The 16,684-nt window shown below is 40.0% G+C and carries 3 protein-coding genes; 1 reads left to right on the top strand and 2 read right to left on the bottom strand.

Translation table 11 applies throughout. The features are described from left to right. Positions 1-36: 36 nt before the first annotated feature. Together H4J70_RS07595 and H4J70_RS07600 are read right to left on the bottom strand one after the other, a co-directional pair. On the bottom strand, positions 37-12,960 hold the full coding sequence (locus tag H4J70_RS07595) for a tandem-95 repeat protein (RefSeq protein WP_182250833.1): 12,924 nt from the start codon (positions 12,958-12,960) through the stop codon (positions 37-39). A gap of 356 nt (positions 12,961-13,316) precedes the next feature. Continuing rightward, positions 13,317-13,868, bottom strand: a complete 552-nt coding sequence (locus H4J70_RS07600; RefSeq protein WP_182222995.1) for a PEP-CTERM sorting domain-containing protein — start codon at positions 13,866-13,868, stop codon at positions 13,317-13,319. A 910-nt stretch (positions 13,869-14,778) separates the two neighbouring features. Between H4J70_RS07600 and H4J70_RS07605 the strand changes: the two genes are divergently transcribed. Further along, positions 14,779-16,668 carry a DEAD/DEAH box helicase gene (locus H4J70_RS07605; protein ID WP_182250927.1) on the top strand — a complete coding sequence of 630 codons (1,890 nt, stop codon included), beginning with the start codon at positions 14,779-14,781 and terminating at the stop codon, positions 16,666-16,668. Positions 16,669-16,684 lie beyond the last annotated feature (16 nt).

A 16,684-nucleotide genomic window follows, 5' to 3' on the forward strand; every position in this document is an offset into this window, starting at 1 on the left:
CTTGTTATGTTTTGCTACTTAATTTACTCGACTTAATCATATCTGGTCTGAAGTGTCGAGTTCAATGGGCAATGGCACAATTTCTGATGACGCATCACTGTTCAATGTTACACCTTTATTTAAGAAATTATTGGTGATTATTGTTTCAGTATTTGAAAGCGCGTCGACCTGATCAATATTTTCTAAGGTCAAGTTTTCGTCTGCATAGATAACTGTAACTTCACTTTCTTGATCTGTATTTAAGTCACTTTGCGAAAATTCATCAAACATAAAAGTTTCACTCTGGCTTTGCACCAAAAGATCACTTAAATCATAATCAGTTGCAAGATTTGAACCTTGATTGCCTAGACTTTGGCTGGTAGCAGATTCACTAAAAGACAAGTCGATAAGTTCGCCGTTAGATAAAGCAGAGCTCTCATCATTAGTATCGTTGGCGTTGTTAGTATTTGCACTTTCAAAATAAATGGTTAGAGTCGCATTATCTGTTTCAGGATTGGCGGTATCACCATCTTGGATGGTGTAAACGAATTCAATCGATGTAGGAATAGTATTAACATCAGTCCCTGAAGCTAAAATGAAGTTATACTTCCCTGTATCATACATAGTAAAAATACCAAACCCCGTATCTATAATGTAAGAAGTATTGTTAGTATCAAAAATGTATACTTGGCCTTCAAATTCAAATTGAATTAAGGTTACGGTTCCATCAACTGAGGTATCCTGATTATCTCCAGAACTACCTTTACTTATGACATTTCCTCGGATACCTTCGATCCTTGATTTCCCATCCTTTTCGCGGTATATAATGTAATTATTGTCATCGACAGCAACTGGAGCAGAGTCATTAACAGTAATAATTACATTGGCTGTATCGCTATCAATACCATCAGTTAAAGTGTATTCAAAACTTGGTGGAGTAGCGTCTAAAACATAGCCTTCACTATTTTGATAAGTAAAGTCGCCACTAGCATTAATACTTAAAATACCCCCTTCGACATTAATAATAGCAAAGCCATCTGTTCCAAAGCTTAGTTCGACGCCATTAATATGAGTTATCACTAATGTTGAACCGTCACCACCATCAGTATCGATAACACCATCACCATCGTGATGAAGTATAATATTGCCTGAAACGCTTTCCCCTTCATCAATATTAAAGCCGTCATCTTCTGCAACCGGTGGATCGTTCACTGGTGTTACTGCGATTGTCACAGTACCGGTATCAACATCCGTACCATCACTTAAAGTATAATTAAAGCTTGGTGGTGCACCTACTAGATCGTTACCATTGTGGGTGTAAGTGAAACTGCCATCAGCCTTGATTAAGATAAAACCATCTTTGATATCTACACGGGCTTCACCCGTTAATGGATCAAAGACTAAATCAACGCCATTGACTTGAGTCACGCTCAGACTAGCACCATCGCCACCATCGTTATCCATCACGCCATCGCCGTCATCATGGCTGATCACATTGCCACTGACGATTTCGCCTTCGTTAACACTAAAATTATCATCAGCCGCAACTGGTGGATCGTTCACCGGCGTGACCGCAATCGTTAAGGTCGACACATCGGTATCACCGGCACCATCGGTAATGGTGTAGCTGATCACTGGCACACTGCCATTAAAGTTATCATTCGGTGTAAAAGTGTAACTACCATCGGTATTTAAAGTTAACTCACCTTCAGTGAGAGTAACGGTATCACCTGCATTATACGTATTCCCACCAACAGTAAAGCTGGTGACGGTCATTGGACCGTCTGCTGTTTCAGCATTATCTAACACATTGCCCGTGGCGGTTGTATCTTCAGCTATCGTGACAGTTTCACTATCATCACTTAAATCTGAAACCGGTGTCACTGAAATTGTTAGTGTAGAGCTCTGTGTATCTCCGGCACCATCGGTAACTGTATATGTAATAACAGGAACAGCACCGTTGAAATTATCATTAGGTGTGAAGGTATAACTACCATCGGTATTTAAAGTTAACTCACCTTCAGTGAGAATAACGGTATCACCTGCATTATACGTATTCCCACCAACCGTAAAGCTTGTAACAGTTAATGGACCGTCTGCAGTTGCTGCGTTATCGAGGACATTACCTGTAGCAATTGTATCTTCAGCTATCGTGACAGTTTCACTATCATCAGTTAAATCTGACACTGGAGTCACTGAAATTGTTAAAGTAGAAATTTCTGTGTCACCAGCACCATCGGTAATGGTGTAACTGATCACTGGCACAGCACCGTTAAAGTTGTCATTGGGTGTAAAAGTGTAACTACCATCGGTATTTAAAGTTAACTCACCTTCGGTGAGGGTAACCGTATCACCTGCATTGTAGGTATTCCCACCAACCGTAAAGCTTGTAACAGTTAAAGGACCGTCTGCAGTTTCAGCATTATCTAACACATTACCTGTGGCAGTTGTATCTTCTGCTACAGAGACGGTTTCACTATCATCAGTTAAATCTGACACTGGAGTCACTGAAATAGTTAGGGTAGAACTCTGAGTGTCACCTGCACCGTCAGTAACAATATAAGTAATCACTGGCACAGCACCGTTGAAATTGTCATTAGGTGTAAAAGTATAACTACCATCTGCATTTAAAGTTAACTCACCTTCGGTGAGGGTAACGGTGTCACCTGCACTATATGTATTACCATCAACAGTAAAGCTGGTGACGGTCATTGGACCGTCTGCTGTTTCAGCATTATCTAACACATTGCCCGTGGCGGTTGTATCTTCAGCTATCGTGACAGTTTCACTATCATCACTTAAATCTGACACTGGAGTTACTGAAATTGTTAAAGTTGAAATTTCTGTGTCACCAGCACCATCGGTAATGGTGTAACTGATCACTGGCACGGCACCGTTGAAGTTGTCATTGGGTGTAAAAGTGTAGCTACCGTCTGCATTTAAGGTGAGTTCACCTTCCGCAAGAGTAACCGTATCACCTGCATTGTACGTATTCCCACCAACACTAAAGCTGGTGACGGTCATTGGACCGTCTGCTGTTTCAGCATTGTCTAAAACATTGCCTGTTGCTGTTGTATCTTCTGCAACAGTGACAGTTTCATTATCGTCGCTCAGATCAGACACTGGAGTTACTGAAATTGTTAAGGTAGAGCTCTGTGTATCACCAGCACCATCAGTAACGGTATAAGTAATAACGGGTACGCTACCATTGAAGTTATCATTTGGTGTAAAAGTGTAACTACCATCTGCATTTAAGGTAATTTCACCTTCAGCAAGGGTAACCGTATCACCTGCATTGTATGTATTCCCACCAACAGTAAAGCTGGTGACGGTCATTGGACCGTCTGTTGTTTCTGCATTATCAAGGACATTGCCTGTGGCGGTTGTGTCTTCATCTATCGTGACAGTTTCACTATCATCACTTAAATCTGAAACTGGTGTCACTGAAATTGTTAAGGTAGAGCTCTGAGTGTCACCTGCACCGTCAGTAACAATGTAAGTAATTAGAGGAACAGCACCATTAAAGTTATCATTCGGAGTGAAAGTGTAACTACCATCGGTATTTAAAGTGAGTTCACCTTCCGTAAGAGTAACCGTGTCACCTGCATTGTACGTATTCCCACCAACAGTAAAACTCGTTACCGTGAGTGGACCATCAGCAGTTTCTGCATTATCAAGCACATTACCTGTAGCAATTGTATCTTCAGCTATCGTGACAGTTTCACTATCATCACTTAAATCAGAAACCGGTATTACTGAAATGGTTAGGGTAGAACTCTGAGTGTCACCTGCACCGTCAGTAACAATGTAAGTAATTAGAGGAACAGCACCATTAAAGTTATCATTCGGAGTGAAAGTGTAACTACCATCGGTATTTAAAGTGAGTTCACCTTCCGCAAGAGTAACCGTATCACCTGCATTGTACGTATTCCCACCAACAGTAAAACTCGTTACCGTGAGTGGACCATCAGCAGTTTCAGCATTATCAAGCACATTACCTGTGGCTGTTGTATCTTCTGCAACAGTGACAGTTTCATTATCATCGCTCAGATCAGAAACTGGAGTTACTGAAATCGTTAAGGTAGAAGTCTGTGTATCACCTGCACCGTCAGTAACAATGTAAGTAATTACAGGAACAGCACCGTTGAAATTGTCATTAGGTGTAAAGGTATAACTACCATCGGTATTTAAAGTTAACTCACCTTCAGTGAGGGTAACGGTGTCACCTGCACTATATGTATTACCACCAACAGTAAAACTCGTTACGGTTAGTGGACCGTCTGCTGTTTCAGCATTATCGAGGACATTGCCTGTTGCGGTTGTGTCTTCAGCTGTTGTAACAGATTCATTGTCATCAGTAAGATCTGATAAAGGTGTTACTGAAATTGTTAAAGTTGAAATTTCTGTGTCACCAGCACCATCGGTAATGGTGTAACTGATCACTGGCACACTGCCATTGAAGTTATCATTCGGTGTAAAAGTGTAACTACCGTCTGCATTTAAAGTGAGTTCGCCTTCCGTAAGAGTAACGGTATCACCTGAATTATACGTATTCCCACCAACAGTAAAGCTGGTGACAGTCATTGGACCGTCTGCTGTTTCAGCATTATCAAGCACATTACCTGAAGCAATAGTATCTTCAGCTATCGTGACCGTTTCACTATCATCAGTTAAATCAGAAAACGGTGTCACTGAAATTGTTAGTGTAGAACTTTCGGTATCACCGGCACCATCAGTAACGGTGTAGCTGATCACAGGCACAGCACCGTTGAAATTGTCATTTGGTGTGAAGGTATAACTACCATCGGTATTTAAAGTTAACTCGCCTTCCGTAAGAGTAACGGTATCACCTGCATTATAGGTATTCCCACCAACCGTAAAGCTTGTAACAGTTAGTGGACCGTCTGCAGTTGTTGCGTTATCGAGGACATTACCTGTAGCAATTGTATCTTCAGCTATCGTAACAGTTTCACTATCATCACTTAGATCAGACACGGGTGTCACTGAAATAGTTAGGGTAGAACTCTGTGTATCACCAGCACCATCTGTGACGGTATAAGTAATCACAGGCACAGCACCATTGAAGTTATCGTTCGGTGTAAAAGTGTAACTACCATCGGTATTTAAAGTTAACTCGCCTTCCGTAAGAGTAACCGTATCACCTGCATTGTAGGTATTCCCACCAACAGTAAAGCTAGTGACGGTCATTGGACCGTCTGCTGTTTCTGCATTATCGAGGACATTACCTGTAGCAGTTGCATCTTCTGCGACACTTACGGTTTCATTATCGTCACTTAGATCAGAAACTGGTGTCACTGAAATTGTTAGCGTAGAACTTTCGGTATCACCGGCACCATCTGTGACAGTATAAGTAATAACAGGTACAGCACCGTTGAAATTATCATTCGGTATAAAAGTATAACTACCATCTGCATTTAAAGTGAGTTCGCCTTCAGCAAGACTTACCGTGTCACCTGCATTGTACGTATTCCCACCAACAGTAAAGCTTGTAACAGTTAAAGGACCGTCTGCAGTTGCTGCGTTATCGAGGACATTACCTGTTGCTGTTGTATCTTCTGCTATCGTAACCGTTTCACTATCATCACTCAGATCTGAAACCGGTGTCACTGAAATAGTTAGGGTAGAACTCTGAGTGTCACCAGCACCATCGGTAACTGTATATGTAATAACAGGAACAGCACCGTTGAAATTATCATTAGGTGTGAAGGTATAACTACCATCAGTATTTAAAGTTAACTCACCTTCAGTGAGAATAACGGTATCACCTGCATTATACGTATTCCCACCAACCGTAAAGCTCGTTACCGTGAGTGGACCATCGGCTGTTTCAGCATTATCAAGGACATTACCTGTTGCGGTTGTATCTTCTGCGACAGTGACATTCTCATTATAATCGCTCAGATCAGAAACTGGTGTCACTGAAATTGTTAGCGTAGAACTTTCGGTATCACCAGCACCATCTGTGACAGTATATGTAATAACGGGTACAGCACCATTAAAGTTATCATTCGGTATAAAAGTATAACTACCATCTGCATTTAAAGTGAGTTCGCCTTCAGCAAGACTTACCGTGTCACCTGCATTGTACGTATTACCATCAACAGTAAAGCTGGTGACAGTTAGTGGACCGTCTGCTGTTTCTGCATTGTCTAAAACATTGCCTGTGGCGGTTGTATCTTCTGCAACAGTGACAGTTTCATTATCATCACTTAAATCAGAAACCGGTGTTACTGAAATGGTTAGGGTAGAACTCTGAGTGTCACCTGCACCGTCAGTAACAATGTAAGTAATTAGAGGAACAGCACCATTAAAGTTATCATTCGGAGTGAAAGTGTAGCTACCGTCTGCATTTAAAGTTAACTCACCTTCCGTGAGGGTAACCGTGTCACCTGAATTATACGTATTCCCACCAACAGTAAAACTGGTGACGGTCATTGGACCGTCTGCTGTTTCAGCATTATCTAACACATTGCCTGTTGCTGTTGTGTCTTCTGCTATCGTGACAGTTTCACTATCATCACTTAAATCAGAAACCGGTGTTACTGAAATTATTAAGGTAGAACTCTGAGTATCACCGGCACCATCTGTGACGGTATAAGTAATCACTGGCACAGCACCATTGAAGTTATCATTCGGTGTAAAGGTATAGCTACCATCGGTATTTAAAGTGAGCTCACCTTCCGTGAGAGTAACCGTGTCACCTGCATTGTACGTATTCCCACCAACTGTAAAGCTAGTGACGGTCATTGGACCATCTGCTGTTTCTGCATTGTCTAAAACATTGCCTGTGGCGGTTGTATCTTCTGCGACAGAAACGGTTTCATTATCATCACTTAAATCTGAAACTGGAGTTACTGAAATTGTTAGCGTAGAACTTTCGGTATCACCAGCACCATCTGTAACGGTATAAGTAATAACGGGTACAGCACCGTTGAAATCATCATTCGGTGTAAAAATGTAACTACCATCAGTATTTAAAGTTAACTCACCTTCCGTAAGGGTAACCGTATCACCTGCATTGTACGTATTCCCACCAACCGTAAAGCTTGTAACAGTTAAAGGACCGTCTGCAGTTGCTGCGTTATCGAGGACATTACCTGTTGCGGTTGTATCTTCTGCTATTGTGACAGTTTCACTATCATCGCTCAGATCAGACACTGGAGTTACTGAAATAGTTAGGGTAGAACTCTGAGTGTCACCAGCACCATCGGTAACTGTATATGTAATAACAGGAACAGCACCGTTGAAATTATCATTAGGTGTGAAGGTATAACTACCATCGGTATTTAAAGTTAACTCACCTTCAGTGAGAATAACCGTGTCACCTGCATTGTACGTATTCCCACCAACTGTAAAGCTCGTTACCGTGAGTGGACCGTCTGCTGTTTCAGCATTATCTAACACATTGCCCGTGGCGGTTGTATCTTCAGCTATCGTGACAGTTTCACTATCATCACTTAAATCTGACACTGGTGTTACTGAAATTGTTAAAGTTGAAATTTCTGTGTCACCAGCACCATCGGTAATGGTGTAACTGATCACTGGCACAGCACCATTAAAGTTGTCATTCGGTGTAAAAGTGTAGCTACCGTCTGCATTTAAAGTGAGTTCACCTTCCGCAAGAGTAACCGTGTCACCTGCATTGTACGTATTCCCATCAACAGTAAAACTCGTTACGGTCATTGGAGCATCTGCTGTTTCAGCATTATCTAACACATTGCCTGTGGCGGTTGTATTTTCTGCGACAGAAACGGTTTCATTATCATCACTTAAATCTGACACTGGAGTTACTGAAATTGTTAAGGTAGAGCTCTGTGTATCACCCGCACCATCAGTAACGGTATAAGTAATAACAGGCACAGCACCGTTGAAATTGTCATTGGGTGTAAAAGTGTAGCTACCGTCTGCATTTAAAGTGAGTTCACCTTCCGCAAGAGTAACCGTATCACCTGCATTGTACGTATTCCCACCAACACTAAAGCTGGTGACGGTCATTGGACCGTCTGCTGTTTCAGCATTGTCTAAAACATTGCCTGTTGCTGTTGTATCTTCTGCAACAGTGACAGTTTCATTATCGTCGCTCAGATCAGACACTGGAGTTACTGAAATTGTTAAGGTAGAGCTCTGTGTATCACCAGCACCATCAGTAACTGTATAAGTAATAACGGGTACGCTACCATTGAAGTTATCATTCGGTGTAAAAGTGTAGCTACCGTCTGCATTTAAGGTGAGCTCACCTTCCGTAAGAGTAACCGTGTCACCTGCATTGTACGTATTCCCACCAACTGTAAACCTGGTGACGGTCATTGGACCATCGGCAGTTTCTGCATTGTCTAAAACATTGCCCGTGGCAGTTGTGTCTTCTGCAACAGAAACAGTTTCACTATCATCACTTAGATCTGAAACCGGTGTCACTGAAATAGTTAGGGTAGAACTCTGAGTGTCACCAGCACCATCGGTAACTGTATATGTAATAACAGGCACAGCACCGTTGAAATTATCATTAGGTGTGAAGGTATAACTACCATCGGTATTTAAAGTTAACTCACCTTCCGTAAGGGTAACCGTATCACCTGCATTGTATGTATTCCCACCAACAGTAAAACTCGTTACCGTGAGTGGACCATCGGCTGTTTCAGCATTATCAAGCACATTACCTGTTGCGGTTGTATCTTCTGCAACAGTGACAGTTTCATTATCATCACTTAGATCTGAAACCGGTGTCACTGAAATAGTTAGGGTAGAACTCTGAGTATCACCGGCACCATCTGTGACGGTATAAGTAATAACGGGTACAGCACCATTAAAGTTATCATTCGGAGTAAAAGTATAGCTACCATCGGTATTTAAAGTTAACTCACCTTCAGTGAGAGTAACCGTATCACCTGCATTATACGTATTACCCTCAACCGTAAAACTCGTTACTGTTAATGGTCCATCTGCTGTTTCTGCGTTATCCAGGACATTACCTGTAGCGATTGTATCTTCTGCTATCGTGACAGTTTCACTATCATCACTTAAATCTGAAATCGGTGTTACTGAAATTGTTAAGGTAGAAATTTCTGTGTCACCAGCACCATCAATAACGGTGTAGCTTATCACTGGCACAGCACCGTTGAAATTGTCATTGGGTGTAAAAGTGTAACTACCATCAGTATTTAAAGTTAACTCGCCTTCAGCAAGACTTACCGTTTCACCTGCATTATAAGTATTACCATCAACAGTAAAGCTGGTGACAGTTAATGGTCCATCAAGGCTGTCAGCGTTATTAAGCACATTGCCAGAAACTCCTGTATCTTCAGCTGTTGTGACAGATTCATTGTCATCATTAAGATCTGAAACCGGTGTTACTAAAATTGTTAAACTAGAACTCTGTGTATCACCGGCACCATCAGTAACGGTGTAGCTGACTACAGGCACACTGCCATTGAAGTTATCGTTCGGTGTAAAAGTGTAACTACCATCTGCATTTAAAGTGAGTTCACCCTCAGCAAGAGTAACCGTGTCACCTGCATTATAAGTATTACCATCAACAGTAAAGCTGGTGACAGTTAGTGGACCGTCTGCAGTTTCAGCATTATCTAACACATTGCCTGTGGCGGTTGTATCTTCTGCTATCGTGACCGTTTCACTATCATCACTTAAATCTGAAACTGGTGTCACTGAAATTGTTAAGGTAGAGCTCTGTGTGTCACCAGCACCATCAGTAACGGTATAAGTAATAACGGGCACACTACCATTGAAGTTATCATTCGGAGTAAAAGTGTAGCTACCGTCTGCATTTAAAGTTAACTCACCTTCCGTGAGGGTAACCGTGTCACCTGCATTGTACGTATTCCCACCAACAGTAAAGCTGGTGACAGTTAGTGGACCATCTGCAGTTTCAGCATTATCTAACACATTGCCTGTGGCTGTTGTATCTTCTGCTATCGTGACCGTTTCACTATCATCACTTAAATCTGAAACTGGTGTCACTGAAATTGTTAAGGTAGAAACTTCTGTGTCACCAGCACCATCAATAACGGTGTAGCTGATCACTGGCACGGCACCGTTAAAGTTATCGTTCGGTGTAAAAGTGTAACTACCATCAGTATTTAAAGTTAACTCGCCTTCAGCAAGACTTACCGTTTCACCTGCATTATAAGTATCACCATCAACAGTAAAGCTCGTTACCGTGAGTGGTCCATCTACGCTGTCGGCGTTATTAAGCACATTACCAGATACTGGGGTATCTTCAGCTGTTGTAACAGATTCATTGTCATCATTAAGATCTGATACGGGTGTTACTGAAATTGTTAGAGTAGAACTTTCGGTATCACCGGCACCATCTGTGACGGTATAAGTAATTACAGGAACAGCACCATTGAAATTGTCATTTGGTGTAAAAGTGTAACTACCATCGGTATTTAAAGTTAATTCACCTTCAGTGAGAGTAACCGTATCACCTGTATTATAAGTATTCCCATCAACGTTAAAGCTGGTTACGGTTAATGGTCCGTCTGCAGTTGCTGCATTATCTAGAACATTACCAGAGACTGCTGTATCCTCAGCTGTTGTAACAGATTCATTATCATCAATAAGATCTGATACGGGTGTTACTGAAATCGTTAAGGTAGAACTATCCGTATCACCTGCACCATCAGTTACGATGTAGCTGACCACGGGCACAGCACCATTGAAATTGTCATTGGGTGTAAAAGTGTAACTACCATCGGCATTTAAAGTGAGTTCACCTTCAGCGAGAGTAACGGTATCACCAGCATTATACGTATTCCCATCAACAGTAAAACTCGTTACGGTTAATGGTCCATCTGCAGTTGCTGCATTATCCAAAACGTTACCAGAGACTGCGGTATCTTCAGCTGTTGTAACAGATTCATTGTCATCAGTAAGATCTGATAACGGTGTTACTGAAATTGTTAGCGTAGAATTATCGGTATCACCTGCACCGTCAGTAACGGTGTAGCTGACCACGGGTACACTGCCGTTGAAATTGTCATTTGGTATAAAGGTGTAACTACCATCTGCATTTAAGGTTAACTCACCTTCAGTGAGAGTAACCGTATCACCAGCATTATACGTATTCCCATCAACAGTAAAACTCGTTACGGTTAATGGTCCATCTGCAGTTGCTGCATTATCTAAAACGTTACCAGAGACTGGGGTATCTTCAGCTGTTGTAACAGACTCATTATCATCAATAAGATCTGATACGGGTGTTACTGAAATCGTTAAGGTAGAACTATCCGTATCACCGGCACCATCTGTGACGGTATAAGTAATTACAGGAACAGCACCATTGAAATTGTCATTTGGTGTAAAAGTGTAACTACCATCGGCATTTAAAGTGAGTTCACCTTCAGCGAGAGTAACGGTATCACCAGCATTATACGTATTTCCATCAACAGTAAAACTCGTTACGGTTAATGGTCCATCTGCAGTTGCTGCATTATCCAAAACGTTACCAGAGACTGGGGTATCTTCAGCTGTTGTAACAGATTCATTGTCATCAGTAAGATCTGATACAGGTGTTACTGAAATCGTTAAGGTAGAACTATCTGTATCACCGGCACCATCAGTAACGGTGTAGCTGACCACGGGCACAGCACCATTGAAGTTATCATTGGGTGTGAAGGTATAACTACCATCGGCATTTAAAGTGAGTTCGCCTTCAGTGAGAGTTACCGTATCACCTGCATTGAAAGTATTTCCATTAACAGTAAAGCTGGTTACGGTTAATGGTCCATCTGCAGTTGCTGCATTATCTAGAACGTTTCCAGAGACTGGGGTATCTTCAGCTGTTGTGACGGATTCATTATCATCAGTAAGATCTGATAACGGTGTTACTGAAATTGTTAGCGTAGAACTATCGGTATCACCCGCACCGTCAGTAACGGTGTAGCTGACCACGGGTACACTGCCGTTGAAATTGTCATTTGGTATAAAGGTGTAACTACCATCTGCATTTAAGGTTAACTCACCTTCAGTGAGAGTAACCGTATCACCTGGATTAAAAGTATTACCATCAACACTAAAGCTCGTTATAGTCAGAGGACCATCTGCAGTTTCAGCATTATTAAGTACATTGCCAGAAATAGGGGTATCTTCAGCTGTTGTAACAGATTCATCCGCATCAGTAAGATCTGATACGGGTGTTACTAAAATCGTTAAAGTAGAACTATCCGTATTACCTGCACCATCAGTAACGGTGTAATTGACCACGGGCACAGTGCCATTAAAATTATCAGCAGGTATGAAGGTATAGCTACCGTCTGCATTTAAGGTAAATTCACCCTCTACTAGATTAATTGTCTCGCCCGCATCGAAAGTATTACCATCAATGCTAAAGTTAATCACACTTAATGGGCCGCCTGCGCTGGCACCATTATCTAGCACATTACCTGTGGCTGATGTATCTTCTGCTACAGTGACATTTTCATCAGCATCAAATAAGGCAAAGTTATCATTATTATTTTCGTTATCTAAATCACCGGGTAAGACAAAAATATTATTTTGTTCTGTTGTATCGTATCCAGCCTGCGCTAACGTTTCATCGCCTGTTCTGTTTACCGTGACAAAACTTGTACCTTCATTACTAGTAAGACCAGCTGTTGTTTCAGGAAGCTCAGCATCAATATCAGCATCAATTAAATCTTGAATTGCTGAAATTTCATTCTGAATATTATTGATATCTTCACTATCAACACTTTCTGTATTGTTATCAGGAGAAATTATATCTACACGAATTTCATTTACCGACTCAGCTTCGTAGCTGTAGACTTTATGCTGACTTCCATCAGCATAAGCTAATAAAATTTCACTGCCTTTGATTAAATTAAGAACGGCGCCTGCTTTAACGACATCACCAACTTGTAATAGAGTATCTACAGCCACATCGGTGTGAATTTCACCTTTAACATTAATGACTTGTGCACTTTTTGGGTTGGTATAGTTTTCCATAAACAACTTCCTAATGATTTGGCTTACCACATACTCTAGACAATCTAAAAATACTGCAGCTGATTGATAACTGTAAACATACTTATGGGGTTACATATTACAAGTATTTAGACTAAAGACAATGTATTTTAGGTGGTCTTCTAATGAATTGATTAACAGATAAATTAAATAAAAAGATTAAGTTTTAATACAGAAATATTATAAAACTTAATCTTACAATAATGATTCAATGTATAGGGTCTGTATCTCAGTTAAATAGATGTTATTTATAGAGATAATACATGCAAAATAGATATTAATGTTCTGTAACAATGGCGGTATCGAGTGACACCGCCTTGATTATGATAATAAAATTATTAGTTTTTGAACCTACGAGAGACTAATCCAATTAAAGCAAGTGAGAAAATAGCAATTGTTGATGGTTCGGGCACTGAAGTAGTCACTGATTTAAATACATAATTAAAGTATATTCCTTCAAACGCTCTATCATAAACGTATGCTGAAACATCACCCTCAGCGTCATAACCAATACCACCAGCTAGATTAGTTGCTCTGGCTTGATCGTATGATGTAACACCAGCTATTCGATATTGCTGGTAAAAAGCTTCTTTATTAACAATATAATCTTCAATATTAGTATAATCAGTAATTACGTTTGTACTTAAAGCGTATGATACTGGAATTGTAGGTTGACCAAAGATAAATTCTGCGGCCTCAATACCATTATAAGTAGCAGGTTTAAGACTATAATCATCACCACCAGTTACATCAAAAGAACCTATATACTCCCATTGGATACCAGTATCGTCAGAATAAAGATCACCAATAATTAATCCCGCATTTGCTCTATCGGCAACAAAAAGAGATAACACACAAACTACAACAATATTTATGATTTTAGAACTCATACAACTTCCTTAAGCCCTTAATGGGTTAATAATTTGATGTCGCATAACGACATTTACTTCAAGACACTTGTGGTATGCAAGATATACACCAAAAATAAAACCCTATTTAATTCAATGGCTAATATTCAAATATAAACTTCATTTTTGATAACTGTTAAAAAACACGACACTAAAGCATAACTAAAAAAATTATAATTTAATAACACCTTCGGTACATGATACCTGAATTAATAATTTATGCTAATTTTCAATTTTTATACCTTTCTCTTATGTTAGCAATAATAATATGTTGTGGAGGTAATACTTCTAACTCTCACAATTTTTTAGCCTAATTTTAAGCATTTTAAGAGATAGATAAATACACCACCAAACATTAGGGTAACCTAGTCGTTTAAGATCGATTGTAAATCCTTTCCTAACATTCATTTGTTCAACTTTCATATATTACTAAAATGCAAAAGCTTCGTGCGTTCATAACTTCTTGTTTATATACCCCTTGCTATAGAGATTTGAGCGCTATAAAACAAAAAACCATAATCTTTTAATTATCGGTTTTTCTATATTTTGTGTGAAGAATGGGACGTCTATGGGCACTGGTTTTATTCAATAAATTTCCACTAGAGTAAACTCATGATCATTATAGATAAGAAATTAAACAGATAAATTGTCTGTTTGATTTTTATGAAGTACTCCCTAGTTACTAAGAAGAGACTGTAAAGTTACCTATCAGTACTACTTTGTATAACTTTTTGCAAAAAAATCATATTAGGGCTCAATTACCTCAGTGGTGTTCCCAGTAATGCGCAGCATATTAGTCTTTTATTAAACCCTACTATTAGATTAACTGCTACAAACTAATCAAGGTTTAAAGTTGGTTTTAAATTTTGGACTTATCCACTACTTTGCTATTATGGCTGTTTTCATTTCCCTATTAAGGCAACAGCACTGCGTGGAAGTTTTTCAACTTAGAGATTATCAACAAGAAGCTGTTTCGGCGGTGCTTAAACACTTTCGAAAAACCAACGAATCTGCGGTGATTGTTTTACCTACAGGCTCAGGTAAAAGTTTGGTAATTGCCGAGCTTGCTCGGTTGGCAAAGCGAAAAATACTGGTACTCACCCATGTCAAAGAATTGGTCGAGCAAAATCATCAAAAATATGAAAGCTATGGTGTTACCGCCGGTATTTATTCGGCTGGATTAAAACTGAAAGAAACTCAGCACCAAGTCACGTTCGCCAGCATACAATCGGCAGCTCGCAATTTAGATGACTTTAGTGAGCCCTACTCCTTAATTATTATTGATGAATGCCATAGAGTTAACTTAGCCAGCACTGAGCTGGTTAAAGACGAAGCTAAAGGGGAGCCCAAAGAGCAAACACAAGAAAAAGCAAGCAAGCTGTCCAATACTAACCAGTATCAACAAATTATTGAAAAATTGATGCAAGTTAATCCCGATGTTAAATTATTGGGTTTAACCGCAACCCCTTATCGTTTAGGTATGGGCTGGATTTATAAAAAACATTACCGTGGTTTCATGCGAAGTGAAGAAAAACGACCTTTTGAGCACTGTATTTATGAACTACCCCTTCGTTACTTAATTAAACGCCAGTATTTAACCGAACCTAATTTAGTCGATGCCACCATAGAGCATTATGATTTTAGTCGCCTGCGAGCAAACGCCTCTGGTGAATATAGTCCTACTGATATCAATCATCTATTAAATAAAAATCCCCGGGTGACTCAAGGCATTATTGAGCAGGTCATTGAGTTAGGCTATAAACGTCAAGGTATTATGATATTTGCCGCTACAGTTGAGCATGCAAAGGAAGTCTTTAGTTATTTACCCGCCAAATTGAGTGCTTTAATTACCGGTGCTACCGACAATACTGAACGCGATAAGTTAATTAAGGCATTCAAGCGTAAAGAAATTAAATACCTGGTTAATGTTTCAGTATTAACCACTGGCTTTGACGCACCGCATGTCGATATGATTGCGATATTACGTCCAACACAATCAGTTAGTCTCTATCAGCAAATCATCGGTCGTGGTCTGCGTTTGAGTGATAACAAAAAAGATTGCTTGGTCATTGACTATACGGGCAATGATTTTGACCTCTATCATCCCGAAGTCGGTGAGAAAAAGCCGAATAGTAAAAGTCAGCCGGTGCAAGTTATTTGCCCAAGTTGTGAATTTCCCAATTTATTTTGGGGCATTTGTGATGATGATGGTTATTTAGTGGAACACTACGGCCGACGATGCCAAGGCCTAATTGAAGAACAAGGGTCAGAGAGCCAATGTAACTATCGTTTTGTATTTAAAGAATGCCCTCACTGCGGTGGTGAAAATGACATAGCTGCTCGTAACTGTTTACAGTGTCATGAAGTCTTGGTTGATCCCGATGATATGTTAAAAAAGGCACTGCAACTTAAAGATTCAAAAATTATTCGTTGCGCAGGTCTTAATTTAACGAAAGTTAGTGATAAGGGAGCTGATAAGTTAAAAATCACTTACCATGACGAGGAAGGCGTTGAACTCAATGATTCTTTTGACTTCACTAAGCCAAATCAAGTTAAAGCGTTCAATGATATCTTTTCTAAACGCCTTAGCGCTAAAATTAGTGTTCAGCTGGGCTCTACTGGATCGTTTGAAGTGACTACACTTGAACAAGCATTAAAGTTAGCTAACATATTGCCGTGTCCTGACTTTGTCATTGGTAGAAAACAAAAATTCTACTGGCGTGTCAAAAGCAGACTTTTTGACTATCAAGGTAAATACCGAAAAGCCAATCAGCTCAAATAGACTCACTACATATTAA

Source organism: Colwellia sp. BRX8-9 (assembly GCF_014077245.1).
GTDB lineage: Bacteria > Pseudomonadota > Gammaproteobacteria > Enterobacterales > Alteromonadaceae > Colwellia_A.

What these genes read in the sequence shown, in the direction of transcription:
- H4J70_RS07595 (WP_182250833.1), bottom strand. Translation starts at nt 12,960, where the DNA reads ATGGAAAACTATACCAACCCAAAAAGTGCACAAGTCATTAATGTTAAA.
- H4J70_RS07600 (WP_182222995.1), bottom strand. Translation starts at nt 13,868, where the DNA reads ATGAGTTCTAAAATCATAAATATTGTTGTAGTTTGTGTGTTATCTCTT.
- H4J70_RS07605 (WP_182250927.1), top strand. Translation starts at nt 14,779, where the DNA reads ATGGCTGTTTTCATTTCCCTATTAAGGCAACAGCACTGCGTGGAAGTT.